Annotated in this window: 31 protein-coding genes and 1 pseudogene; 10 read left to right on the forward strand and 22 right to left on the reverse strand. The window is 67.7% G+C overall.

Annotation, left to right across the window (positions count from 1 at the left end):
* Positions 1–111: 111 nt before the first annotated feature.
* Positions 112–308 (reverse strand): annotated as a pseudogene (locus tag FDZ84_RS33295) (arsenate reductase ArsC); the annotation flags it as partial.
* 181 nt (positions 309–489) lie between these two features.
* On the opposite strand from FDZ84_RS33295, the gene FDZ84_RS33300 reads away from it, so the two are divergent.
* Positions 490–858 (forward strand): hypothetical protein, encoded by a 369-nt coding sequence (locus FDZ84_RS33300; RefSeq protein ID WP_168589087.1) that lies wholly within the window; start codon positions 490–492, stop codon positions 856–858.
* Between the two features lie 85 nt (positions 859–943).
* Positions 944–1162, forward strand: a complete 219-nt coding sequence (locus FDZ84_RS33305; RefSeq protein WP_168589088.1) for a hypothetical protein — start codon at positions 944–946, stop codon at positions 1160–1162.
* Positions 1163–1202: 40 nt separating this feature from the next.
* On the opposite strand, the gene FDZ84_RS33310 is transcribed toward FDZ84_RS33305, so the two are convergent.
* Positions 1203–1583, reverse strand: coding sequence for a hypothetical protein (locus tag FDZ84_RS33310; protein ID WP_168589089.1), 381 nt, complete (start codon positions 1581–1583; stop codon positions 1203–1205).
* Positions 1584–1717: 134 nt separating this feature from the next.
* On the opposite strand from FDZ84_RS33310, the gene FDZ84_RS33315 reads away from it, so the two are divergent.
* Genes FDZ84_RS33315 through FDZ84_RS41235 form a run of 3 tightly spaced genes read left to right on the forward strand, consistent with a single transcriptional unit; the run spans position 1718 to position 3013 of the window.
* The gene (locus FDZ84_RS33315; RefSeq protein ID WP_168589090.1) at positions 1718–2083 is read left to right on the forward strand and encodes a hypothetical protein; all 366 of its coding nucleotides are present in this window, start codon (positions 1718–1720) and stop codon (positions 2081–2083) included.
* Complete coding sequence (locus FDZ84_RS33320; RefSeq protein ID WP_168589091.1) at positions 2080–2274, forward strand: hypothetical protein; 195 nt, start codon at positions 2080–2082, stop codon at positions 2272–2274. The genes FDZ84_RS33315 and FDZ84_RS33320 overlap by 4 nt, the downstream gene beginning before the upstream one ends.
* Positions 2275–2311: 37 nt before the next feature.
* Positions 2312–3013: a histidine phosphatase family protein gene (locus FDZ84_RS41235; protein WP_168589092.1), complete on the forward strand. Its 702-nt coding sequence runs from the start codon at positions 2312–2314 to the stop codon at positions 3011–3013.
* 161 nt (positions 3014–3174) lie between these two features.
* On the opposite strand, the gene FDZ84_RS33330 is transcribed toward FDZ84_RS41235, so the two are convergent.
* From FDZ84_RS33330 to FDZ84_RS33365, 8 genes are all read right to left on the reverse strand, one after another.
* Positions 3175–3651, reverse strand: coding sequence for an Imm1 family immunity protein (locus tag FDZ84_RS33330; protein WP_168589093.1), 477 nt, complete (start codon positions 3649–3651; stop codon positions 3175–3177).
* Positions 3648–4286 (reverse strand): DddA-like double-stranded DNA deaminase toxin, encoded by a 639-nt coding sequence (locus FDZ84_RS33335; protein WP_168589094.1) that lies wholly within the window; start codon positions 4284–4286, stop codon positions 3648–3650. The genes FDZ84_RS33330 and FDZ84_RS33335 overlap by 4 nt, the downstream gene beginning before the upstream one ends.
* A 267-nt stretch (positions 4287–4553) precedes the next feature.
* Positions 4554–4829, reverse strand: coding sequence for a hypothetical protein (locus tag FDZ84_RS33340; protein ID WP_168589095.1), 276 nt, complete (start codon positions 4827–4829; stop codon positions 4554–4556).
* A gap of 230 nt (positions 4830–5059) precedes the next feature.
* Entirely contained in the window at positions 5060–5392 is a 333-nt protein-coding gene (locus FDZ84_RS39650) for a hypothetical protein (protein WP_168589096.1), read from the reverse strand.
* 236 nt (positions 5393–5628) lie between these two features.
* On the reverse strand, positions 5629–6198 hold the full coding sequence (locus FDZ84_RS33350; RefSeq protein WP_168587152.1) for a DUF6431 domain-containing protein: 570 nt from the start codon (positions 6196–6198) through the stop codon (positions 5629–5631).
* A 232-nt stretch (positions 6199–6430) separates the two neighbouring features.
* On the reverse strand, positions 6431–7009 hold the full coding sequence (locus tag FDZ84_RS33355) for a transposase (protein WP_168589097.1): 579 nt from the start codon (positions 7007–7009) through the stop codon (positions 6431–6433).
* 140 nt (positions 7010–7149) lie between these two features.
* Positions 7150–7752 carry an ABC transporter permease gene (locus tag FDZ84_RS33360; protein WP_246868609.1) on the reverse strand — a complete coding sequence of 201 codons (603 nt, stop codon included), beginning with the start codon at positions 7750–7752 and terminating at the stop codon, positions 7150–7152.
* 40 nt (positions 7753–7792) lie between these two features.
* Entirely contained in the window at positions 7793–8740 is a 948-nt protein-coding gene (locus FDZ84_RS33365; protein ID WP_246868610.1) for a S1C family serine protease, read from the reverse strand.
* A gap of 253 nt (positions 8741–8993) precedes the next feature.
* On the opposite strand from FDZ84_RS33365, the gene FDZ84_RS33370 reads away from it, so the two are divergent.
* Positions 8994–9674 (forward strand): GntR family transcriptional regulator, encoded by a 681-nt coding sequence (locus tag FDZ84_RS33370; RefSeq protein ID WP_168589099.1) that lies wholly within the window; start codon positions 8994–8996, stop codon positions 9672–9674.
* 319 nt (positions 9675–9993) lie between these two features.
* Here FDZ84_RS33370 and FDZ84_RS33375 read toward each other — a convergent pair whose 3' ends face one another.
* Both FDZ84_RS33375 and FDZ84_RS33380 read right to left on the reverse strand, forming a co-directional pair.
* Positions 9994–10827, reverse strand: coding sequence for a class I SAM-dependent methyltransferase (locus FDZ84_RS33375; protein ID WP_168589100.1), 834 nt, complete (start codon positions 10825–10827; stop codon positions 9994–9996).
* Positions 10824–11057 carry an FAD-binding protein gene (locus FDZ84_RS33380; RefSeq protein WP_371812722.1) on the reverse strand — a complete coding sequence of 78 codons (234 nt, stop codon included), beginning with the start codon at positions 11055–11057 and terminating at the stop codon, positions 10824–10826. Before FDZ84_RS33380 ends, FDZ84_RS33375 begins: the two co-directional genes overlap by 4 nt.
* 65 nt (positions 11058–11122) lie before the next feature.
* Here FDZ84_RS33380 and FDZ84_RS33385 point away from each other — a divergent pair, with 65 nt between their 5' ends.
* From FDZ84_RS33385 to FDZ84_RS40255, 3 genes are all read left to right on the forward strand, one after another.
* A complete protein-coding gene (locus FDZ84_RS33385) occupies positions 11123–11689 on the forward strand; it encodes a helix-turn-helix domain-containing protein (RefSeq protein WP_168589101.1) in 567 nt (188 codons plus the stop codon).
* A 144-nt stretch (positions 11690–11833) separates the two neighbouring features.
* Positions 11834–12130, forward strand: coding sequence for a BCCT family transporter (locus FDZ84_RS33390; protein WP_246868611.1), 297 nt, complete (start codon positions 11834–11836; stop codon positions 12128–12130).
* A gap of 171 nt (positions 12131–12301) precedes the next feature.
* Positions 12302–12427, forward strand: coding sequence for a hypothetical protein (locus FDZ84_RS40255; protein ID WP_256413609.1), 126 nt, complete (start codon positions 12302–12304; stop codon positions 12425–12427).
* A 3-nt stretch (positions 12428–12430) separates the two neighbouring features.
* Here FDZ84_RS40255 and FDZ84_RS33395 read toward each other — a convergent pair whose 3' ends face one another.
* From FDZ84_RS33395 to FDZ84_RS33420, 6 genes are all read right to left on the reverse strand, one after another.
* Positions 12431–16402: a HAMP domain-containing protein gene (locus FDZ84_RS33395; protein WP_168589102.1), complete on the reverse strand. Its 3972-nt coding sequence runs from the start codon at positions 16400–16402 to the stop codon at positions 12431–12433.
* Between the two features lie 18 nt (positions 16403–16420).
* Positions 16421–17077: a response regulator transcription factor gene (locus tag FDZ84_RS33400; protein WP_168589103.1), complete on the reverse strand. Its 657-nt coding sequence runs from the start codon at positions 17075–17077 to the stop codon at positions 16421–16423.
* 143 nt (positions 17078–17220) lie between these two features.
* Positions 17221–17640 (reverse strand): CBS domain-containing protein, encoded by a 420-nt coding sequence (locus tag FDZ84_RS33405; RefSeq protein ID WP_168589104.1) that lies wholly within the window; start codon positions 17638–17640, stop codon positions 17221–17223.
* Positions 17641–17778: 138 nt separating this feature from the next.
* The gene (locus FDZ84_RS33410; RefSeq protein WP_246868612.1) at positions 17779–18279 is read right to left on the reverse strand and encodes a GvpL/GvpF family gas vesicle protein; all 501 of its coding nucleotides are present in this window, start codon (positions 18277–18279) and stop codon (positions 17779–17781) included.
* 20 nt (positions 18280–18299) lie between these two features.
* Entirely contained in the window at positions 18300–18698 is a 399-nt protein-coding gene (gene gvpJ, locus FDZ84_RS33415) for a gas vesicle protein GvpJ (protein ID WP_168589105.1), read from the reverse strand.
* A gap of 133 nt (positions 18699–18831) precedes the next feature.
* Complete coding sequence (locus FDZ84_RS33420) at positions 18832–19356, reverse strand: hypothetical protein (protein ID WP_168589106.1); 525 nt, start codon at positions 19354–19356, stop codon at positions 18832–18834.
* A 265-nt stretch (positions 19357–19621) separates the two neighbouring features.
* Between FDZ84_RS33420 and FDZ84_RS33425 the strand changes: the two genes are divergently transcribed.
* Positions 19622–20824 (forward strand): DDE-type integrase/transposase/recombinase, encoded by a 1203-nt coding sequence (locus FDZ84_RS33425; RefSeq protein ID WP_210435276.1) that lies wholly within the window; start codon positions 19622–19624, stop codon positions 20822–20824.
* Between the two features lie 227 nt (positions 20825–21051).
* Here FDZ84_RS33425 and FDZ84_RS33430 read toward each other — a convergent pair whose 3' ends face one another.
* The 4 genes from FDZ84_RS33430 to FDZ84_RS33445 form a co-directional block, all read right to left on the reverse strand.
* On the reverse strand, positions 21052–21426 hold the full coding sequence (locus tag FDZ84_RS33430; protein ID WP_168589107.1) for a MerR family transcriptional regulator: 375 nt from the start codon (positions 21424–21426) through the stop codon (positions 21052–21054).
* A gap of 376 nt (positions 21427–21802) precedes the next feature.
* Positions 21803–22138 (reverse strand): aldolase/citrate lyase family protein, encoded by a 336-nt coding sequence (locus tag FDZ84_RS39655; protein WP_371812723.1) that lies wholly within the window; start codon positions 22136–22138, stop codon positions 21803–21805.
* Positions 22129–23001, reverse strand: a complete 873-nt coding sequence (locus FDZ84_RS33440; protein ID WP_168589108.1) for a hypothetical protein — start codon at positions 22999–23001, stop codon at positions 22129–22131. The genes FDZ84_RS39655 and FDZ84_RS33440 overlap by 10 nt, the downstream gene beginning before the upstream one ends.
* Positions 23002–23191: 190 nt before the next feature.
* The gene (locus FDZ84_RS33445) at positions 23192–24175 is read right to left on the reverse strand and encodes a LysR family transcriptional regulator (protein ID WP_246868613.1); all 984 of its coding nucleotides are present in this window, start codon (positions 24173–24175) and stop codon (positions 23192–23194) included.
* Between the last annotated feature and the right edge of the window lie 3 nt (positions 24176–24178).

Below are 24178 nucleotides of genomic sequence, written 5' to 3' on the forward strand. Positions count from 1 at the left end.
CAAAGTTCAACCCGGAGATGGGTCAAAAAGAGCACGAACATTGCCCACACAGATGGGTCAACCTGCCTACCTTTGACCTGCGGATTTACCGACTGCCACCAGGCAGAAACAACAGCCCATGGTGATGACGCCGTCGGCGGCCTCGACGGCGTCGGTGGTGAGCTTTTTCGGGAACTCCTGGGAGAGGTCCAGGCAGAGTTCGTTCATCACCTCGACCACAGCGGGTTGACGGTGTCGGCGGGGGCGGATCCGGCGGAGCGGACGGTCACTCGGCTCTGGGCATGGTGGTGCAGCAGAGCGGCGGCCATCTGAGAGCGACCGGCGTTGTGCACGCAGACGAACAGGACCTCAGGGGTGGAGGACACGGTGACTCCGTGATTCTTGGCGATGTCGGTCAGCCGCTCGCGGGCGTAGCCACCCGAACCTCGACCACCTCGCGCAGCTGGGCCTGGAGGTGGGCAATGGGGCGGTGCCGACCGAGGGGACCCGTTGCCTGCAGGAGCCGCGACTGCACCTGCTCGGCTGCGGGAACTGGACCGGCTGGGCCTCGGCCACGCTGGTCCGGGCGAGCCGGACCGCGAAGGCCACCGTGGCCGAGATCGCCGAACGGCGACGGTGGACGCCAACGTCACCATGGACGGATTCGTGTTCAAAGGCGACGTCTACATCGAGGACCACATCAGCTTTGACGTGCAGGACTCCGACTGGAACGACCACTACATGCACGTCCACGAGTACCACGAAGCAACTCTGAAATTCCGTCTCACCCTCAACGACAACCGCACCGCAATCGAAGAATGCTGGCTGGAAGAAGTCGTGGAGAAACCCCCAGTCCGTGATCACGATCCCGAGGAGTAGGCGCCGGGCAGGCGCCCCTCAACGATGGTCTGGCGGTGGGCCGGGTTGTTCTGGGCCAGCCGTTCCAGGGCGTAGACCCCGGCCAGTGCACCGCTCGTTTGTCCAAGCCCAACTGATCGGCGGCGGCGGTGTAGAGCTCGGTGACGCGCTGCCCGGCGGCATCGGCCTCGGTGTGGCGCTGGGTGTGCTCGGCCAGCACTGCTTGCGGCCGGTCAGCACCAGCACCACCAGCACCACCAACCCGACCAGACCTGCGTCGCGGGTCGAGGCGGCGGCTGCCAGTGTGAGGACCGGGGTTGAGTAGCAGCGGTACCGCGGTTGCCGAACTAGCGGCCAGGCCGGGACTACTCGTTAAACCAGGGGGTGACCTGGACGGTGTCGGCCTTGTTGCCGTTCCACCAGTAGACCATCCGGTAGGTGTGCCAGTTGCCGATGTTGAAGCCCTGCTTGTCGCAGTTTTCGTCGCCACCGTCGTTGATGGTCATGACCGTCGAGATGTTGCCGTCGACCCCGGAGCGGAGCTGGAGCTGCCCGGTGACGCCGTGGCCGTCGGCCTTGGTGTCGCAGATCTTGAAGACATCACCGTCATCGATGAACGTGAACTGCCCGTGGGAGTCGACGAGGGTCTTGTTCTCGACTGCGGCGGCGGGGACCGCCGTCAGGCCCACCAGGGCCAGCGCCGAGGTGCCAGCGACGATGAGGCGGGCGATCCAGGCCGTACGCATATTTCTTCTCCTGCCTTCTCAGATCATCCTCGGGAAGGTACGCCCACCCACGTTACTTGGGGTGTGGTGGGAACCGAATACTCCAGGAAGGGGGTCGTGATGGTGCTCGGCCCCACGCCTTCTTGCGCTGGGCGATGCGCAACAAGCTGCTGGCCCGCGTGACGCTCCCGCACCAGGACACCCGCAACCCGGCCCCACTCAGCCAACACCACCGCCTCGCCCTGATCCGGCGATTGGTCACCGACGAGGACATCCCTCTGCTCACCCGCGTCGCCGCCATCCTGATGCTGCTCTACGCGCAACCGCTGACCCGCATCCTGCGCTTGACCGTCGACGAAACGGTGAGGTCAGCATCCGGCTCGGCGAACCACCCACACCGGTCCCAGATCCCTTCGCTGGACTGCTGCAACAGCACATCCAGCAGCGGCTCAACCTCACCACCGCTACCAACCCCGAGGCACGCTGGTTGTTCCCTGGCCGGCGTGGCGGCCAACCCATGACCACCGACACGGTCGAACTCCGCCTCCGCCGATACGGCATCCGCACGCTCACCGGCCGCACGACGGCGCTCCGGCAGCTCATCCTCCAAGCACCCGCGTCGGTGGTCGCCAGGATGCTCGGCTACACCCTCGACCACGCCGCCCGACTCGCCACCGAGGCTGGAGAGCCTGGGCCCGCTACGCCCCGATGACCACTCCCGGTGACACAGCACGACGAACACGCGACAGTTGAATCGCGAGGTCACCAACTCCCAACACCCCGATCACCCACTCGCACCTGGCGCCGAAACCTGGACTTCCTACCTCCAGCGCGCCATCACGGGCCTGCAGAACATCCTCGCCTGCCACGCCGGCGGCACAGTGCTGATCGTCGGACACGGTGAAACCATCACCGCCGTTGCACACCACTTCCTCGACCTCGCCGCCAGCCTCCGCGCCACCGCAGCGTTCGCCGCGAACTACGCCAGCATCACGCGATGGGAGCAAACAGCCACTCTCCTGGACCCGCCCCGGAACCGGATGGCGCTGGACTCTACTCACCCACAACGACTCCACCCACCTCACCAAGTAGCCAGTGGAAACCCGTGCTCTGCCGCAAATTCCATCCTCAAGCCGTGCGGCGAAGTCACCGACAGATGCCGCTCCGAGACCTACCCCTGCCGACATCCGCGGCGTCACCCGCGACGCCCACTACGTCGCCGAACGCTACTGGCCACCCTGGCCGCGCTCGATCTTCGCGGCCTTGCTCGTCAGGCCGGGTCGCGCACTCTGCCCCAGCGGGCCGAGGCGAGTGAGCGCTGGCCAACGGCTTACTCGCTTGCGGTCAGCGGCGGTAGGCGTCACGGCTGCCCGTTCGGCTCCCGCCGGGGAGGTGCCCCCAGGACCGGCAGGACCCGCCATGCGTCAAGTCCGCCTTACTGGGCGGCGTAGTGCTGGGCCGTTGCCCGATCACTGAACCGCACCTCTTGTGACCGCGTCGTGTGGACGATCTTGACTGCCACCACGACCTCCCCGTCCGACTCGAAGTTCACCCGCACCCAGACGCTCGCACATCCGTTTGATCGAAGCTCGGCGGCATGCCGCCGACGGGATCACTGGCGGGCGCAGTCGTGTGCGGGTTGCCAGGTCAGCGTGGCCGGACGCTTGGCGGTCCGCAGGAACGCGATCAACGCCTCCGCGATCGCGTCGATGGTGACTTCGCAGTGCGGGGGGAATTCGTCGGTTTCGTACAACACGGGCCGCTCGGGACCGTCTCCGTGGCTGTAGAGGTGTACCGGCTCAGTGCCGTGGCCGTCGTTGCCCTGGTAGGACAGCGCGCCGCGGTCACCGTGGACGCCGGCGATCACGGAGTGGTCCGGCACGGTCAGGAACGCATCGGGGTCGTCCTCGTCCGGGATCAGCGTCTCCATCCGGGGGCGCTGAGTATGGGTGAGCAGGGCGTCGCTGACCTGGTCGCTGGATAGCAGCGTCACGAACTCGCGCACCTGCTCGGGTGTGGCCAGCTCGGCGACGTGCTCGGCGGGCGGCTGGTCGGGTTCGTAGGCCCAGTACTGGGCTTGGATCGTCACGACGTGCGCTTCCCTTCATACCGGTACGGCTCCCCGCGGGGACCGTAGACGATGAGTGTCGCACCGGGCGGGAGGAAGTAGCGCAGGAACGGGTGGCAACTGACATTGGTCACCGGGTCGATACCGCACGGGTCCTTCCCGATCACGATGGTCCGGGTCTCGCCCGCGGTCATCGTGGAGGCTTCTTTGATCTCGATGTGCCGGGCGATGTCAGGCACGAAGCCGCCGCGAGCCAACCCGAGTTCACGGGCGCGCTGGACCGCGGCGGTGTACGACGGGTCGGTCTGGCCGGAGGCCAGTTTGGTCCCACTGGCCAGCTCCCGATCGCTCGAACCGTCGCCAACCGCCAGCCGCCACCCCTGGAGAGGCTTGCCATACGGCCAGGGATGCTCCAGCCGGGCGCGATAGGCAGCGACCCGCCCCGCGGTCGTTCGCTCCGAGGTACCGGTGGCCGCCGCAGGCCGGGACGGTGCCGCGGAGACCGCTGCGGTGCCGCCGTGCTGGTTGATCCATTCCTCGGTGTGGCTCCGCACGGTCTGCAGGAGGTCCCGAACCTGGTCCAGCTCGACGGGCAGCGCGGCCAGCCGGACGTGTGCTGCGGCAAGGCGGCTGGCTTGATGGGTGCCGGCGGCCAAGGCCGCCAGTCGCGGAAGAAGATCGTCGGCCAGCCGCTGGTGCGCCTCCTGAACTGCCCCGTCGGGGAGGACACCGAGGGCGCTGTGTCGTCGTGAAAATAGAGAGATGGGTGTCCGTCGTAAAAACTGGGGGCCACGTCGGCGATGTCGGGGGCCGTGGCCCCGACTCCAGGTGCTTGACCTGCAGGTTTCGTGATGATGTCCTAAGTTGTGCAAGCTGCACAGCCCAGGGACGGGCCCTGGTGTGTATCCGATTGCGCTCAGCTCCTACCGGACTGCTGCGACGGCCCAGCGAAGAGCGCTCTGCTGCGCGATCAGCGCAGCGAACCCGGGCAGGTGGGAGGCCAGCCACAGGTCAAGATCGGGCGATTGCCGCCCCGAGGAGACGATCACACCTGACGAGGCCTCGTGCCGTTCCTGAGAGAACACGCCCTCGATGCCAGCATCATCGACATGCTGGTCGGGCTCGGTGAGCCACAGATTGACGCCGTCGCCTAGACGAGTAAGTCCAAATTCCTGCGGGCATGAGGCGACGGCGTCCATGATCCGTTACCGATTGTCCCTGCGGTGCCTGGGTGCTCCAGAAAACCAGTCTCACCAGGGCAATCCGCGCTATAAACAACGCCTGGCCGCGCCATGGCGGGAAGCAGCGGGGGCGTGTTCGCGGCTATGCGGTTCGCGACGAGCGTTTCGGTAAGCAGAGAACACCCGTGAGTGTTTTTGGGTGCTATGGCACCCAAAAACGCTCACGGGTGTTCTTCCGCCAGCTCACCCTAGGCTACTAGAACAACCGAGCGACCCTTGTGGGCGCCGGCCCCCTGCATCGGCACGAACCCGGCCACAAGGTTGGAACAGCTGATCAGCCGGTCCCCGGATCGCTTCAGCGCCCAGGACCGGGTCAACCCCAAGATGCGCAGGGGAACCACGAGCGTTCCATCATCGGTCAGCTGGCTTACCCAAGCCGGAGGCACGTCCCACGCGCCGACCGTCACGATGATCAAGTCATAACGGCGGCCAGGCTCGACGCATGCCAGGGCGGAGACGATCCCGCGGACACTGGATCGGATCACGTCTTCACTATGGGAACCTCCAAACAACGTGACCACTCACATCGTGCGACTTCACGTCGCACCCCATCGGTGGTGGTACAAGGTGATCAACTCGGCGGCCGGGTAGTTGTTGCCCGGCATTCAAAATGAACATGGCGGCGGCGCTGTAGATGATCACGAACAGGGCACCGTTCGTGCTCACGGTGACGCCGTCATGCTCATCCTGTCGGCCCTCGCCCTCCGTGCCGGTGACCAACTGCGGACACACTGATGCCACGACATGTCCGTGTTGATCATGGTGGAGAAAGCAGGCGGCCAGCGGTGAAAACCCCGATCAGCGTCCACGCCTGGACAGGTCGGGCGAAACGGCGCCGCCAGGCCAGCACGGCCGCAGCCAACGCGCACAGCGCGTCGCCCAACGCCGTGGCCTGCACCGTGAGGTCCACCAGCAGGTCCTGGTCCAGCTCGAACGTCCGCTGCACACCTTGACGCCGCAGCCACTCCACCTGATCGCCCCGGACGCCGCGCAGCCAGTGCCGCACGGTGGAGACCGGGCGGCCCAGCTCACGCGCGATCGAGCGGTAACCCTGCCCACGCGCCTTCGCGACCAGCGCCGCGCCGATGACCTCGGCCGCGTCCGCCCGCCGGGGCAGGCACCAGGCCGGCATGAGCACCTGGGTGGCCCGGCAACCCGAACAGCGTGCCCGGCGCGGTCGCACCAGGCGGTGCGAACCGTCGAGCTGCCGGATCTGTCGGGCCGACGCGGAGGACCACGGTCGTAGCACCGCCGAGCAGTGTGGACAGCGCAGCGCACCGGCGTGCAGGTCGACCTCGGCCTGCTCGACGTCCAGCACGATGATCACGGCGGCGGGCTCCTCGCACAGTGGTCCAGCATGCCTATCACGCTTGTGGCGGTCCAGGGGCCAGTTCGCGTTGCTGATCGTGGTCCTGGATCGTCCACAGTAGACGGACGGCCGGGCGATGTGCTGCCGTCACGATGAACATGAGGGATCAGGAGCGGTCAGCCCTGTGCTGGGCGGGCGCGCGTGGTGTTCATTCTGCCGCCGGGGACGAAGCTCTTGGGCGTGCTCACCGTCAATGCCGCCGACAGGGCTCCACGTCGTTATCCAGAACGCCTGACAACAGGTAGTGATGGTGATCGGTCAGTGTGGTGGCCAGTCGATAGACAGCGGTGTGCCGGCCGGCGGTGGTGGAGATGGTGATCTCGCACTCGACGACCCGTACCAGCAGCCGGCCCAGCATCGACAGGTAGGACCCGTCGGGGTATCGGGCCAGGACTGGCATCTTGCGGCCGTTTTTCAGCCGGACGAGGACGTCGGCGCCGGTGTCTGCGATCTCAGTGATGAGGTCTTTGGCGCCGAAGTTGCGGTCGGCCAGCAGGATCATCCCTGGTCGCAGACTGCGCAGCAGGTGTGGTGTGTAGGTGGTCTCGCCGGTGGTGGTGGGGCCGAACACCGCGTCGATCAGGGTGCGTGTGCCGCAGGCGAGCAGGGCCACCAGCCGGATCTGGGGGTAGCCGGTGCCACCGTGGTTGCCGCGGTGTTTGGTGAAGCGGGCCAGCATTCTGGGGTTGTCGGGCACGGTCAGGGTGGTGCCGTCGATCGCACAGACCAGCAGGCCACGCCGCCCGTCCCTGGGCTGTGCAGCTTGCACAACTTAGGACATCATCACGAAACCTGCAGGTCAAGCACCTGGAGTCGGGGCCACGGCCCCCGACATCGCCGACGTGGCCCCCAGTTTTTACGACGGACACCCATCTCTCTATTTTCACGACGAGCGACCCATCTACTAACTTAACTGGCCCCCGGCAGCGTCACTGTGCCCACGATGCGGGTCTGGTCCAGCGCGGGCACCAGGGCGCTTCCGGCCACGGGCCGGGCGATCTCCAGCCGCGCCGCGCGGTCCACCATGCCCAGCGCCAGCGCCGCCTCCACTTCGCCGCGCCGCTGCTGCAGCTCGTCGAGCAGCCGCCGCCCGGCCAGCGCGGTCGCCACCAGGGCTCCGCCGATCAGCTGCCCCACCAGTGGAATCAGCACCAGTCCGGTCAGCGGGACGGCACCGGTGACGACCAGCACCAGCACCGCCGGCGCGACTCCGGCGGCGATCGGGAGTCCGGCCCACAGCCAAGTGCGGTCGCTGGTGATGCGCCGCCCGGCGGTATGGGCGGCGATCGCGAACATCAGCACGATGAACGCGGCGGCCAGGGCGGTCCACCGGACGATGTAGGCGATCAGGAGCGAAACAACGAGCAGCTGCACCACGCCGCGCAGACCGGCGAAAAGCACGTTGCGGTACCGGGCCAGCCCGCCGAGGCCGGCCACCGCGGCGGCGGCGACCAGCAGCAACGCGATGGCCACGCCGAGCGCCGGGGTGACCGGGATGGATGCGGAGGGCACCGTCCGACTCTAGCCGCCGGGCGGGCTCCGCCCGGGCCGGTCAGCGCGGGCTGTCGAGCAGTTCCACGGGCTCCGCTATCACGTCGACCAGCGCGCCGTTGCGGGTGACGGTGATCTGCAGCGGTCGCCCGATGGCTTCGGCGAACATCAGCCGTTGCAGGCCCTGCGCATCGCGCACCGGGCTGCCGCCCGCGGTCAGCACCAGGTCGCCGCGGTGGAGCCCGGCTCGGGCCGCCGGGCTCTGCCGGACCACGTCCACGACCCGCAGGCCGGTGTCCTGCCCGGTGCGTTCGGCCAGCTCGTCGGGCAGCGGCGCCGGGATCGTCACCAGGCCCAGGAAGGCGCGGCGGACCCGGCCGTTCCGGACCAGCGAGTCGATGATGCGGCGGGTGGTGGCGTTGATCGGGATCGCCAAGCCCAGGCCGACCCCGGCGACCGCGGTGTTCACGCCCACGACCACGCCCCGCGAGTCCGACAGCGCGCCACCCGAGTTGCCCGGGTTGAGCGCGGCGTCGGTCTGGATCACGTCCTCGATGATCCTGGCGGCGTTGCCGCTTCGTGCGGGCAGCGACCGCCCGAGCCCGCTGACCACGCCCGCGGTGACCGAACCGGCCAGCCCGAGCGGATTGCCGACTGCGACGACGAGCTGCCCGACCACCAGTTGGTCGCTGTCGCCGAGCTGCACCGGTTGCGGGGTCTCGCCGGCCGCGCGGACCACGGCCAGGTCGGAGAGCGGATCTGTGCCGACGACGGCGAACGGGGCGCTGGTGCCGTCGGCGAAGCGCGCGGTGCCGCCGGTGGCGCGGCCGATGACGTGCGCATTGGTCAGCATGAAGCCGTCCGCGGTGAACACCACCGCCGACCCGGCCGCGTCGCCCCATTCACCGGACGAGTGCAGGCTCGCCACGCTCGGCGTGATCGCCGAGGCCACGGCGGCAACCGTCCGCGAGTAGGCGTCCAGCCCCTCGAACCGCTCTCCCGAAGCCAACTCGGCCTCCAACCGGAAAATCGTGGTTATTGCGCAACGCCGGGCGTGCCGCGCTAATTCCACGCCTCCAGAGACCCGACCTCACGGGCGATCACCTGCGCGACGACGACGCGCGGCGCTTTTGCAAGCTCGGGACGGTCGCATACTGCATACTAAAGCCATCGGGCAAAACGCCCGCCGAAGAATGCCGGCCGCAAGCGCACGAACCGGCGGGCCCGCCGGGCGGACCTGGCCCAGCCCCGAAGGTAACCGCATGTCGCTGACCTCGAAACTGCCGCAGGGCGCGCGCCAGGTCGCGCGCCCGGTCCCGCTCCGGGAGACCGTCTACCAAGCCATCCTGGAGCTGATCATCACCGGCGAGCTCAAGCCCGGTCAGCACCTGGTGGAGAAGGAACTCGCCGAACTGCTCGGCGTCTCCCGGCAGCCGGTGCGCGAGGCGCTGCAGTGGCTAAAGAAGGACGAGTGGGTCGACCTGCGGCCGGGCTACGGCGCGTTCGTGCACAGCCCCACCCCGGAAGAGGCCGACCAACTGCTGAGCGTCCGCACCCTGCTGGAGGGCGAGTCGGCCCGGCTCGCGGCGCTGAACTCGACCAAGGAGGGCGTGGCCGAGCTCAAGCAGATCTACAAGCGCGGCATCCAGGCCCTCAAGGCCGACGACACCGAGGAAGTGTTCGCGGCCAACGCCGAACTGCACGCCCGGATCACCGAGATGTCCGGCAACAAGATCCTGGTCGAGATCGCGGCCCAGGTGGACCGCCGGGTCCGCTGGTACCACACCCCGGTGGCCAAGTCCCGGGGCAAGAAGTCCTGGGACGAGCACTCGGCCCTGATCGACGCGATCAGCAAGAGCGAAGCCGACCGGGCGGCCCAGCTGATGCGGGAGCACACCGAGCACACCCGGGAGACCTACCTGCGGCAGAACGCCGAGGGCTGAGCGCGGGCAATCGCCGGCGTGACGAACTTGACCGCCCGGCGCGCGGCTTCGCTGGTCGCGGAAGCGTTGGCGCTGCCCGGCCCGCTCGCGGTGCGGCCGATCGACGAGCAGGCCGGTCACGACGCGGCCGCTCGCGCCCGAGGCCTCGCGCTCGCCCGTTGCCGACACGCTCATCCGGCTCGACGATCGCCTCAACTGCGACGACGACAGTCCGGAACCGTTGCTGCGCAACCAACTCGCCCGTGCCTGGCAACCCACGCCGCTCGACGATGGCAACCGTGCGCGCTCCGGGTAGCAGCCCGGAGCGCGCACGGGTGCATCAGGATCGGGGCTTGCGGCCGAAGTGCACGGTCTTCGCGGTCAGCAGGAACAGGTCCGGCCGCCGGTCGATACCCGCCGGGTCGGCCGGGTCCAGCAGCCTGTCCAACGTCGCCAGGTCCTCCGCATCAAGGGAGTCCGCTAGACCTCCGCGCTGCCGTTCCAGCACCCTCCGCGCGAACCGCCTCGGCCCATCGGCCAGCGGCGCGGGGTGGTCCACGAGGAAGGTCTTGGCGCGTGCCTCGGTGAGCCCCGCGGCGCGCAGCATGCCCGGCCAGTCCTCGGCCACCGTGATGGATCCGGGCAGGTCGGCCCGCATCTGGTCGAACCGGTCCGCCATAGCCGCGTCGAGCCGGAACTGCAGGCCGGGACGCCCGAAGCCCAGGTCGCGCGGGAGCCAGCGGGCCGGCAGGCCGCCCTCGACGATGGCCAGCACGCCGCCGGGTTCGAGCAGCCCGGCCAGCCGGTTCAGCACGTCCTGCTGATCGCCGACGTGGTGCACGACCTGCCCCGACCACACCAGGTCGGCCGGGACCAGGTCGGCGAGCCCGGCCGGGAACTCGGCCACCTGGGTCCGCAGCCGCACGCCGAGCCGCTCGGCCCGTTCTCCGGCGCGCGCCAGCAGTTGCGGCGTCCCGTCCACGGCCGTGATCTCGGCTTGCGGGAACACCGCCGCCAACTCGCAGGCCGCGACGCCCGGCCCGCTGCCGATGTCCAGAATCCGCTGCGGTGCCAGGTGTGCCAGCTCGCCGAGAGCTCCCTGCACGCACGGGCTGTGCGTCTCGCCTTCGAGCTCCAACAGGTCGGCCATCGCGGCCCAATCGATGTCGTTCACCGCGCCACCTCCGGCATGTCCGCTTCGATCAGGTCCCCGTTCACCGCGACCGCGGCCTTGGCGCCAGCCGCCGCCGAGACGAACCCGTGCAACGGGTGCGCGGGCGCGTTCCGCAGCCCGCCGGAGTCGACCACCAACCCCTGGCGGCGGGCCCGCGACAACACGAGCGCGACGTTCAACCCGGCGGCCCCACCGCCGATGACCAGTACGTCTTCCACGTTCGAACTCATGACACCGACCATGCACGCCGTGGCGACGACTTGACAAACCTTGTTGCTGTTTCTGCAATAAAAGGATGCAGGACGTACTCGCCGCCGTCGGGCCGCGACTCAGGACCATCCGCCAGCAGCGCAACTGCACGCTCGCGGCGCTGTCGGAAAAGACCGGGATCTCCGTCAGCGTGCTGTCGCGGCTGGAGTCCGGGCAGCGCAAGCCCAGCCTGGAGCTGCTGCTGCCGATCGCGCACGCCCACCAGGTGCCGCTGGACGAACTCGTCGGCGCACCGCCGGTCGGCGATCCCCGGGTGCGGCTGAAGCCGGTGAAGCACGGGGACATGACGGTGGTGCCGCTGACCCAGCAGCCCGGCGGCCTGCAGGCGTTCAAGATGATCCTCGGCGCCGACCGCAGCGAACCCGAGCCGCGAACGCATGAGGGCTACGAGTGGGTGTACGTGCTCGGCGGCAAGCTGCGGCTGGTGCTCGCCGAACACGACATCGTGCTCAAGGTCGGCGAGGCCGCCGAGTTCGACACGCGCCTGCCGCACTGGTTCGGCAGCACCGGGGAAGCGCCGGTGGAGCTTCTCAGCCTGTTCGGCCCGCAGGGCGAGCGCATGCACACCCGCGCGAAACCCCGCGACCGGTAGTCCCGACCGCACATCCGATCGCGTGCTTCTCGTCACCCCGGCGGCTTGCCGCGCCGACCGCGGGCCAATCGTTCCAGGGCGCTGCCGAAACTCCCCGTAGGAAGCCAAATCCTCCCAACCCGGCCTCGCACGGGCCACAACCCGTTGGACCGCAAGGAATATCTGCTCCGCAGGCGCGCGGACGGCCACGCCAGGCCGAGGACGTCGGTGCTGGCGCTGTGGGGCGTGCTGACCGGTGTGACCGCGATCGTCCTGCTGGTCGCCGGTGGTCTGGACGCCCTGCAGAAGACGGTCATCGTCACGGCCGCCCCGTTCGTGCTGGTAATGCTCGGGCTGGCGTTCTCCTTGTGGCGCGAGCTGCGCCAGGATCCGCTGGTCGCGCCGGTGCCGGTGGAGCAGCCCGTGGCGGTCGCAACAGTGCCGAAAGACCCTGAAACGTGACTTCCGTCTTCGGTTCGGGGCGGTCGGCGCTGCGGAACCGCCACTGGCGGCACACCGGCCCCGGCCGCCCCGGCCGTCGCGGAATCGGCAGGACTGACCCGCCGATGGGTCTTCCACCTGCGGTTATTGTGGTCGGCAACAGCCTGCGAGCTAGCACAGTTGGGAACCGCCATGGCTGATCCACACGGCATCGACCGCTTCGACGCGACCTTCGCGCGCGACCTCGCGTGGGCCCAGAAGCTGCGCGAGCAGCTCGCCGAGATGCCGACGATCGAAGAGCCAGAGCAGGTCGACTGAGCCTCATCCCTCTGTTTCGGGGGCGCGTCCCGCCGGCAGGTGCTCGGCGAGCAGCTCCAGCAGCTTGTTGACGTCGACCGGTTTGCTCATGCACTCGGTGGCCCCGGCTGCGATGCTCGCTTCCCGGTCGCCCTTCATCGCCTTCGCCGTGATCGCGATGATCGTCAGGTCCCGGTAGCGCGGCATCTCCCGGATGATGCGGATCGTGGCGTTGCCGTCCATTTCCGGCATCATCACGTCCATCAGCACGATCATGATGTCGCCCTGGTGCTGCAGCGCGTTGAGCCCGGCCAGCGCGTTGTCCGCGTGCACCACCTGCAGGCCGTGCTGCTCCAGTAGCAGGCGCATCGCCTGCACGCTCCGGTAGTCGTCGTCGACGACGAGCACCTTCTCCCCGTTGAACTGCAACGACGCGCGCTCCGCCGGCTCCTCGACGTGCAGCATGTGCTGGTGGCCCTCCTGCTGGATCAGTTCGGTGGACCGCATCGGCGGGTCGATGCCCTCGGCTGACACGTCCAGGCTGGACTCCGCCGTGCTCGGCACGTATCCACGCGGCGGGCGTTCCGGCACGGCCACCGGCCAGGGCACGGGCTCGGGCTCGGCGACCGGCTCGACCGGCTTGGTCATCGAGGGCTCCATCGGCAGGTACAGCGTGAAGGTGCTGCCCCGTCCGGGCTCGCTGTCCACCTGGAGCTCGCCGCCGAGCAGGGCGGTCAGCTCGCGGCTGATGGACAGCCCCAGACCGGTCCCGCCGTACTTACGCACCGTGGTGCCGTCCACCTGCTGGAACGCCTCGAAGATCAGGCTCAGCTTGTCGGCGGGGATGCCGATTCCGGTGTCGCGCACCGAGAACGCCACCCGCCGCCGGGCGTGGCGCAGGCCCTGGTCGTGCACCTCGCTGGGCTGGGCCGGGCGGACCCGCAGCTCGACGGCGCCCTTGTCGGTGAACTTCACCGCGTTGGACAGCAGGTTCCGCACGATCTGCTCCAGCCGGTTCCGGTCGGTGCGCACCGTCGGCGGCACCGACGGCGCCACGGACACCTCGAAGGCCAGCCCCTTGTCCGCCGCCAGCGGCTGGTACAGCGACTCCATGTGCGCGGCGAGGTCGACCAGCTCGACGTCCTCGGGCAGCAGGTGCATCTGCCCCGCCTCCACTTTGGACAGGTCCAGGACGTCGTTGATCAGCTGCAGCAGGTCGGTCCCCGCCTGGTGCACGGTCTTCGCCAGATCCACCTGCTGCAAGGTGAGGTTGCCCTCCATGTTGTCGGCCAGCAGCTTCGCCAGGATCAGCACGCTGTTCAGCGGGGTGCGCAGCTCGTGCGACATGTTGGCCAGGAACTCCGACTTGTAGGCGGAGGCCTGGGACAGCTGCCGGGCCCGTTCCTCCAGCTCCTGGCGGGCCTGCTCGATCTCGATGTTCTTCAGCTCGATGTCCCGGTTGCGGCTGGCCAGCAGCGCCGCCTTCTCCTCCAGTTCGGTGTTGGAGCGCTGCAGCTCGGTCTGCTGCTGCTGTAGCTGCTCGGAGCGCGCCTGCAGCTCCTTGGCCAGGTGCTGGGACTCGGCCAGAAGCGCCTCGGTGCGCGAGTTCACCACGATCGTGTTGACGTCGACGCCGATGGTCTCCTTCAGCCGTTCCAGAAGGTCCAGGTGCACCGAGGTGAACTTGTTGACGGACGCCAGCTCGATGACCGCCAGCACCTCGCCCTCGAACAGCACCGGCACGATCGCCACGTCCGCGGGTGCGGTTGCGCCGAGCCCGGAACTGATCCGGACGTATTCCGGCGGCACGTCGGTCACCAGGATCGACTTGCGGTCCGCCGCGACCTGCCCGACCAGCGACTCCCCAACCTCGAAGCGCAGCGGCGGACCCCCGTCGCGGGAGCCGGGGCGGCCGTAGCCTGCGGTGCGCTCCAGGATCGTGCGGTCGTCCTCCCCCGGCCGGCTCAGGAAGAACGCGCCGTACTGAGCCGACACCAGCGGCGCCAGTTCGGTCATGATCAGCTGGGCGAGTTCGTCCAGGTCGTGCTGGCCCTGCATCAGCGCCGAGATCCGCGCGAGGTTGGTCTTCAGCCAGTCCTGCTCCTGGTTGGCCCTGGTGGTCTCCTTGAGGTTGCTGATCATCGCGTTGATGTTGTCCTTGAGCTCGGCGACCTCGCCGGAGGCGTCCACGGTGATCTGGCGGGTCAGGTCGCCCTCGGTGACCGCGGTGGCCACCAGGGCGATGGCGCGCACCTGGGTGGTGAGGTTGCCAGCCAGCCGGTTGACGCTCTCCGTCAGCCGCCGCCAGGTACCGGAGACGTCGGCGACCTCGGCCTGGCCGCCGAGCTTGCCCTCGGTGCCGACCTCGCGGGCCACCCGGGTGACCTCGGCGGCGAACGCCGACAGCTGGTCGACCATCGTGTTGATGGTGGTCTTGAGCTCCAGGATCTCGCCGCGCGCGTCCACGTCGATCTTCTTGGACAGGTCGCCGCGTGCCACCGCGGTGGTGACCTGGGCGATGTTGCGCACCTGGTTGGTCAGGTTGCGGGCCATGATGTTGACGTTGTCGGTCAGGTCCTTCCAGGTGCCCGCCACGTTGGGCACCCGCGCCTGGCCGCCGAGGCTGCCCTCGGTGCCGACCTCGCGCGCGACCAGCGTGACCTGCTCGGCGAATGCGCGCAGCGTCTCGACCATCCCGTTGATCGTCTCGGCCAGCGCAGCGACCTCTCCCTTGGCCTCCACCATGATCTTCTTCGACAGGTCACCGCGTGCCACCGCGGTGGTGACCTGGGCGATGTTGCGCACCTGGTTGGTCAGGTTGTCGGCCATGATGTTGACGTTGTCGGTCAGGTCCTTCCAGGTGCCCGCCACGCCGTGCACCCGCGCCTGGCCGCCGAGCTTGCCGTCGGTGCCGACCTCGCGGGCCACCCGGGTGACCTCGTCGGCGAACGCCGACAGCTGGTCGACCATCGTGTTGATGGTGTTCTTCAGCTGCAGGATCTCGCCGCGGGCGTCCACGTCGATCTTCTGCGTCAGGTCGCCGCGGGCGACCGCGGTGGCGACCTGCGCGATGTTGCGGACCTGCACGGTGAGGTTGTTGGCCATGAAGTTCACCGAGTCGACCAGCCCGCGCCAGGTGCCGGCCGCGCCGGGCACCTCGGCCTGACCGCCCAGCCGGCCCTCGCTGGCCACCTCGCGGGCCACCCGGGTGACCTCCTCGGCGAACCCCGACAGCTGGTCGACCATCGTGTTGATGGTCTCCTTGAGCTCACGCGTCTCGCCGGAGACCTCGACGGTGATCTTGCGGGTCAGGTCGCCGGCCGCGACCGCCTTGGCAACGTGCGAGATGTCGCGCAGCTGGCCGGCGAGGTCGGCGGCCATCCCGTTGACCGAATCGGCCAGGTCCCTCCAGGTGCCGACCAGGCCGGGTACCTGCGCCTGACCACCGAGCTTGCCCTCGGTGCCGATCTCCCGCGCCACCCTGGTGATTTCCTGGGCGAACAGCGACAGCTGGTCCAGCATCTCGTTGACCGCCGTGCTCAGTCCAGCCAGCTCCCCGGGCAGCGCCGCGTCGGCCGCGCGGCGCGGCATCCGCTGCGTCAGGTCGCCGCGGGTGAACGCCCCCAGCACCCGGTTGAGCTCCGCCATCGGTGCCAGCAAGGTGCTGGTCATCGTGTTCACCGAGTTCGCGGCGACCGTCCAACCGCCGTGCGCGGAGCCGTCGAAGTCGATCTGCGGGATCGGCCATTCGCCCCGCTCCGCGGCGGCGCTGACGCGCTCCAGCTCTCCGACCAGGAACTGGTTTCGCTCGGCGAGCTCGTTGAACACCGTGGCGACCTCGGTCGCCAACCCGCCACCGGAGAACACCAGGCGGCGGCGGAAGTTGCCGTCCCGCAGCTCGCGCAACCCGATCACCAGGCGCAACAACGTATCCTCTCTCACCGGTTGGGCGAGATCCGGCTCCGCGGACGGCACGTCCGGCGGCTGTGACGACATGACGACCTCCGCCCCGCGTCAGCGCTTGCCGCGCGAATCGCGGTCCAGCCGCAGCTCGGTGGCCAGCACGGCCGCTTCGCTGCGGTGCCGCATGGCCAGCTTGGCCAGCATCTGCGACACGTAGTTCTTGATGGTCTTCTCGGCTAGGAACATGCGCTTAGCGATCTCCCGGTTGGTGAGTCCCTCACCGATGAGTTCCAGCACCTGCCGCTCGCGCGCGGTCAGCTCGCGCAGCGGGTCGGTCTGCTGCTGCTCCCGGCGCAGCCAGGACAGCATCGCCTCGGTCTTCTTGGGGCTGAGCAGCGACTGCCCGGCCCCGGCGGTGCGGATCGCGGTGACCAGTTCCTCGCTGACCACGCCCTTGAGCACGAATCCGGCGGCGCCGGCCATGATCGCGTCCATCAGGGCGTCGTGGTCGTCGAAGGAGGTCAGCATCAGGCAGCGCAGCTCAGGCAGCTGAGACTGGAGGTCGCGGCAAAGCTCGACGCCGTTGCCGTCCGGCAGCCGCACGTCCAGGACCGCAACATCAGGGTTGGCCTTCGGCACCCAGGCCAGCGCTTCGGCGACCGTGGCGGCCTCGCCGACCAGTTCGAGGTCGTCCACGGCCCCAACTAGGGCCGCTATACCCCGCCGAATCACATCGTGGTCGTCGACCACGAAGACGCGTGTGGTCATCTGATTTTCCCGCCCCCTTCGCCCCGGATTCCTAGGGAGGGCACTGACCAGGATAAATAGCGCTTCTACTGGGCGCTGGCCATAACCCGCCGAAGGCGGCGACCAACCGGCACCCGGCGGCAACCGGGCACCGGTCTCGGGCATCACCTCGCCGCGTAGATGCTCTCCACGAAATGCGCCAGCTGCTCCTCGCTGAGGTGCCGGGCCAGGTCGGCCTCGCTGATCATGCCGACCAGCTTGTGGTCGGCAATGACCGGCACCCGCCGGATCTGGTGCTGCTCCATCATCGACAGCACCTGATCCACATCGGAGCCGGCGTCGACCCAGTGTGGCTTACCCTGGGCCAGTTCCCCGGCCCTCATTTCGGCTGGGTTGCGGCCTTCCGCGCAGCAGCGCAGGACGATGTCGCGGTCCGTGATGATGCCGTGCAGCCGGTTGTCCCGACCGCAGATCGGCAACGACCCGACCTTGAGGTCGCGCATCATCTGCGCGGCCGTGTACAGGCTGTCGTCCTCATCGATGCACTTCGCCCCTGCATGCATGATGTCGCGCGCCGTGGTCATGGCTGCTCCTTTCGAATGCGGTGCTGGACTTCCCTCGCACTACCCGCACCGGTCCCGCGCGAAACCGCACGCCGATCGGCCCCATTTCCGCAGCTAACACGCGGCGGCCGTCACTCGGCGTAGCCGGCATCCTCGGGACTATCTTGAACGACTGCGCGCAGTTCCTGGATCTCCGGGCTCCTCAGACACGATTTCACGAAGGTGCGTCGTGTTCGCATACCTGCCACGAACGGTGAACTGCACCAGCCCGGCGAGCTCGGAGAGCATCGCATTGAAGTGGCCTTCATGGGGCGCCAGGAGCTCGTCGATGACAGCTTCCTTGGTACTTACGACGGATCCGAAACGCATTGGTATCACGGTGGCTTCCGCCGCCAAAGTGTCAAGTACACGTTCATGCGCGAGCAAATCCTTGCGTGTCCCGAGCGGGCGAGAGAGTTGCACCTCGCTGACCAATGCGGAGAGCTTGCCGTCTTGCCGTACGAGGCGACACCTACTTCTTCCGCGCCGTCTCCGAAACGAGGGTAGCTCTTCCGGGAGCTTCTCCCGGTGGTAGACGATCCCATACACATACACGCCGCGATCGATGCTGCCCTGCTGTCCTGATTGGACCTGTTCGCCTCGTTCTGCGCGTGGGACCATCGTTCACGCTCCCGAAAACGTCATTCCCGGCGCCGTAAGGGCTGCTTCTCCCGCTTAGCATCCTGGTTGGCACCGCGGAACTCGTCGAACTTTTCCTTGGCGGCGTCGATCACCCCCTTGGTCTTACCCTTGGCCCCGCCCTCAGCCATGCCCTGCATCAGCTCTGGAAGGTCCTTGCCGCCCGTCTGATCCAGGTCCAGCCTGTTGGTCGCCTCGGCGAACCGCAGGTAGGTGTCCACACTGGCCACGACGACGCGCGCATCGACCGTGAGGATCTCGATCCCCACCAGCGAGACACGCGCGAATACGTCAATGACCAGGCCCTTGTCGAGAATTAGCTCGACTACATCTGCAAGAGTGCCTCCAGTTCCCCGCTGTACCGGGGACCCACCGCCGCCTTGCATGCTTGCGACGGTCATGCGATCACCTTCTCCGGCTGGGTGTCACAGGTTCACGGCGACGCCGTCCGTGCTCTTTCTCATCCTCCTCGTCTTCGACGTAACCCTTGGCACCTTTCGCGGTACTCCTCGTCCTCACGAACGCCGGTCGAAGTCAGCCCACGCCCGCATCTCGAAGCTCCTCTTCGACAATCTCCCTTACCCAGCGCCGCACGGGCGACGTCCAGCCGGTCACGCGCCCCTCTCGGGATTCTCTTCCCCAAACGCAGGTTTGCTGGTCGTCTGCCAGCTCTGCAGCTTCTTCGTCTGCTGCGTCCGAACCTATGGTCAGGCCACTCAACGCGCACAGCACGCCTCGGCCGGCTACCAACGTCGCCACGATGTTCCGTGTCTGCGAAGCGCCGGGCAGAAGATCAAGGACGGCTGCGTCACCGAAGTCGGCCGTGGCACGGGCCACGACGGCCAGTCGCAGCGTGTCCTGGCTCGGCACAAAGATCATTGCCAGCCCGGAAAGGACGTCTCGTACACCGATGCCACGGCAGAGGACAGCTGTACTCGGTTCGACGTTCCCATCCGAATCACACAGCCCACAGGCACTCGCGAGGGTCTCTGGACGCAATACGACGACTGCGCCGACCGCGGCAGTTCCGATGCCAAGCAGGCGAGGAAACCACGTCATGGCGCTGCACCCCTTCTCCAAGGATGTCGATGCCGCTTCGGGCCATTGACAACCTCGATCATTAGCGCCTCGCGGTGTCTGGCATGACGGACACCGTGCTCGCCCATCAGTATGCACCTAACCCTGCATACGGAAAGTTTCCGCGTTGACTCATCCAAAATGCCCGCGTAGATGAGTCGTTGCCTCACGTAAGAATTCCCGCGTACGGCGTGTCGTGCGTCACCTGTGGGGGCTGGTGTGCTCATCGTGACCGATGGGACTAACGATGAGCCAGCGCAAGGCCGTGACGAAGGCAACCGCGATCCGGTATCGTTCGGCGTCCAAAAAGGACAAGACCGTGATCTTGGCGGAGTTGTGCGAGCTGACGGGCTGGCACCGCGACCACGCGCGGAAGGCGCTGCGGCTGGCACTGGGACCGAAACCCGTTGCCAGAAAACGGAAACCGCGGCCACCGGTGTATGGCGAGGACGTGCTGGTGCCGTTGCGGAAGATCTGGGCGGTGCTGGACGCGCCGACCGGTAAGCGGCTGGCCCCGTTCCTGCCCGAGATCGTTGCGGTGCTGGAGCGGGCCGGTGAGCTCGACCTGGAGCCTGGGGTGCGGGCGAAGCTGGTGTCGATGTCGGCGGCCACCATCGACCGCCGCCTGGCGTCGGACCGGAAGAAGGTGCAGCTCAAGGGCCGCTCGGGCACCAAGCCGGGGTCACTTTTGAAGTCGCAGATCCCGATCCGCACCTGGGCGGACTGGAACGAGAACACCCCCGGGTTCGTCGAGATCGATCTCGTCGGGCACGAGGGCGGCAACCCCAGCGGCGACTTCTGCCACACCCTGACGGTGACCGACATCGCCACCAACTGGACCGAAACCGCCGCGGTGCGCAACAAGGCCCAGAAGTGGGTTTTCCCGGCCCTGCAAGGCATTCTGGACGCGTTCCCGTTCCCCGTGCTGGGTATCGACTCCGACAACGGGTCGGAGTTCATCAACGATCACCTGCGGCGCTTCTGCGAGAAAAACAAGATCACCTTCACCCGGTCACGGCCGGGCAACAAGAACGATGGCTGCCACGTCGAGCAGAAGAACTGGTCGGTGGTGCGCCAGGCAGTCGGGTATCACCGCTACGACACCCCGGCCGAACTCGAGCTGCTCAACGAGATCTACGCACTGCTTCGCCTGCAGATCAATTTCTTTTCCCCACAACAAAAACTGCTCTCCAAACGCCGCGAAGGCGCCAAAGTGATCAAAAAAATAGGACACCGCCCGCACCCCGTACCAACGGGTCCTGGCCGACACGAACATCCCGAAGAAGATCAAGACAGCGCTCACCCGCCGGTACCGCACGCTCAACCCCGCCCAGATCCGCCGCGACCTCCACGCCCTCAACGACCGGCTCCTCGTGCTCGTCACCGCCAAGCAACCAGCACGCCTGCCCACCACGACCCCACCCCAACCATCCCGGGCAAAATCATCTGAGTCAACGAAACCCCGTTCGCGGGCATCTTGACATGAATCATCGGGGTTTCTCCGTGCGCTCCAACATGAGCTCTTCCCCGCGGTATGCCTACGGTGAATGGCTGGCACAACCTGGCAGCACCAGGCGGCCGGTTCAGGTACGTGAGTGGTTTCGGATGCTGTGGCGCCCAAAAGCGCTCACGGTCGGCACGTTGTTCACGCGCCGGGGGGACGTCGGCACGGCGTGATCAGGTTGTTCCAGCTGACCCAGCGGGGCGGCTGTGCGGTCCGTCGGTGTGGGGTGTGAGGTCGGGTTCGGTGAGGCGCCTGCGGGTGATAGCCAGGTCGCGTTCGAGCTCGGCGATGCGGCAAGCGGCGGACAGGACGGTGAGGCCGGAGTCGAGGAGTCCGCGGACGCGGGCGGCGAGGGTTAGTTCGGTGCGGCTGTAGCGGCGGTGTCCGCCGGCGGAGCGGTCGGGGGTGAGCAGGCCGGTGGCATCGAGGCTGCGGAGGTACTCGGGGGTGACACCGAGGATCGCGGCGGCGCGGGCCATGGTGTAGGCGGGATAGTCGGCGTCGTCAAAGGCGCTGGCCGCACGGTGGGCCGGGGAACGGTCGATCATATCCACCTCATGAGATCGGTATGCGCCCCGTCGGAGTAGTCGCTGATGTGGTCCACGTCATCGCCTATCACGTCATTACACACGCTCGCGCAATGCACACGCAGTCGGCTGCGGGGTGCGGAGCCTTGGCCGGAACTCTCCGCGGTCCGTGGGGAGAAGGGATCGGCAGCAGCCCACCACCTCCCTTGTTTTTGCTGGTAGACCTCTTGTCAGCATCAACACCCATAGGCCCACCAAGTGCCAGCGACCAACGGGCACCCCTCGACAACCCGAACGTCATACCGCCGCCGACGGCTCGGATCGAACGCCTACAAACCGTGGCAGGACTCATCAACGAGTACCGCCAAGCAGCCTGACTGCCCGACGAAATCCCAGATCACAGCCAGCGAACCCTTCTTGAAGCACTACGCCCAATGACGTCTGCCTTGGGCGCCATGATCGGACACCCATGGCGGACCGCGGTCGCGAGATCGTCCTCGAACCAGGGAGTCCCCGGGCGGGTTGATCCGGACGGCGGCCTTGTTCCCGTGCTCGAGCCACTCGCCGACGTGGCCTCGGCGCGGTCTTTGTCCTCGCCGGCGACGGCGTCTTCGAGGTCGATGATGACCACGTCGGCACCGTAGTGGAGGGCCTTGGCGAACCGGTCAGGCCGGTGGCCAGGTACGAACAGGAAGCTGCGGGCTGAAGCGATCCGCTCTCGAGTCAGGGGCACGCGAACATCACCTCCGCGGTGGCGTGCCGTGCCTCGCGGTGGGTCGCGACATGCAGGTCCACACCTTCTTCCACCGGTGTTCCGCACGCCGCCAGTTGCTCGCCCGCGAACACGGGGCTGCGTAGCCTGAACGACAGGGAACGCACCTGCTGGGATGCGTTGCGGCGCACGAGTTCCATCATCAGCACTGCCAGCAGCGGGCCGTGCACGACCAGGCCTGGATAGCCTTCCTCTCCCCGCACGTATGGGGTGTCGTAGTGGATGCGGTGTGCGTTCGCGGTGAGGGCGCTGAAGCGGAACAGCAGCGTCGAATCGGGCTGAGCGCCGAGATGCCACGCCCCGTCGGGCTGCGGTGCGACGGTGGTGTCCAGCGATGCGGGGTGCTCCGCCGCGCTGCGACCCGACCGGTAGACGATGTCCAGTTCCTCGATCAGACACGTGCGGCCCTGCTGGCGGAATTCGTTGTGTTGGGTGACGAACACCATCTCACCGGTCCTGCCGCGCTTGACGGCCACGTTCTTCAGGCTGGCGATGCGCTCGGCCGGCGTGCCGAGCCGCAGCGGGTCGAGAATCTCGCAGCGGCCACCGGCGAACATCCGCTGCCGGTCCGGGATGGGTGGCAGGAAGTGTCCGCCGCTCGGGTGGCCGTCGGCGCCAAGCTCGTGCTGCCTCGGCCAGTGCAGGAAGTAGAACCAGTGCCACAGCGGCGGCAGCGGGTCACCGAACTCCGCGACGAGGTCGGGTTGGTCCAGCAACGCCGACATCGCCGTGGCGGGACCGGCCGGCATCGGGTCCTCATCGGTGACCGGAGCCGGAGTCCACCCTTCCACATACTTGTCGAGCGTGTCCGCGGTGTCGTGCATGCGCTTTCCGTCCGGGATGCGTTACTTGTCGGTCGTCTTCGCCTCGGTTCGTGGCACACATCATGTGCACTGATGAGGTCCGCAGAACAATAGAAAGTCCTGATGGCATCATGCATTGGCGGCATCGGTGCCGAAAACCGGAACAGTCAGCGCGTGTTTCCTGGCGGGGAGCTGGATTCAGCACACCGGATCATTCGTCCCCCGCAGCGCCACTGTTGGCCTGCCACTCGGCTGAAGGCCAACGACCGTCCCGCACGGCCAGGCGGACCTGCCGGGTGATCTCGCGGGCCACCACCTCCACGGCAGGTGGTGTGCGCCCACTTCGCTGCGTTCCGAGGACGATCGAGCGCCGCACGTCGGGCTCGCACAGCGGCGCGGCGCTGAGCGAACCGCGGGCGACGTCCTCGGCGATGCCCACCCCAGGCAGGATGGTCCAGCCATAGCCGGCCAGGACGAGTTGCTTCTGCACCCGCATGGAGTTCGTCTGCACGACCACGTCCATGTCGACACCGGCTCGCGCGGCGGCCGAGTCGATCAGCGACCGCAGGGCGTGGCCGGCCGCCGGCATGACAAGTGGATGCCCGGCGGCCTCGGAGAACGAAATGGGCTGCTCGGGCCGCAGCCCGTCGGCCGCCTGCGCGACCGCCCACAGGCGCTCCCCCACCAACCGGTGCGCGTTCAGCGACGGGGTGCTGGCCAGGTTGTACAGCAGGGTCACGTCCAGATCACCGTCGTCGAGCCACTGCTGCAGATATCCCGAGTACGCGGTCATCAACCGCAACTCGATTCCGGGTTGCTCCCGCGCTATGGCGGACACCAGCGGTTCGGCGAGCAGGTCGGTCGCGCTTTCGAGCAGACCGACGGTTACCACCCCCGTCACCACACCCGGTGTCGGCTGCACCTCGGCCCGAGCCCGTTCGAGTTCGTTCAGAGCCCGCCGTGCACGGTCGACCATCACCGCCCCGGCCTCAGTGGGCCGCATGCCCTGACGGGTCCGCTCGAACAGGACGACGCCCAACTCCTGCTCCAGCGTGCGGATCTGCCGGGTGACCGCAGGCTGGACCAGGTGCAGCAGTTCAGCTGCCCGGGTGACGCTGCCCGCCTCGGCGACTGTCACGAGCGCCTTGAGCTGCTTGATGTCCACCGCATCCTCCCCACCATCCGCGACCGGCATAGG

The sequence above is a fragment of the Saccharopolyspora sp. ASAGF58 genome, from assembly GCF_012277335.1.
GTDB classification, from domain to species: Bacteria; Actinomycetota; Actinomycetes; order Mycobacteriales; family Pseudonocardiaceae; genus Saccharopolyspora; species Saccharopolyspora hattusasensis.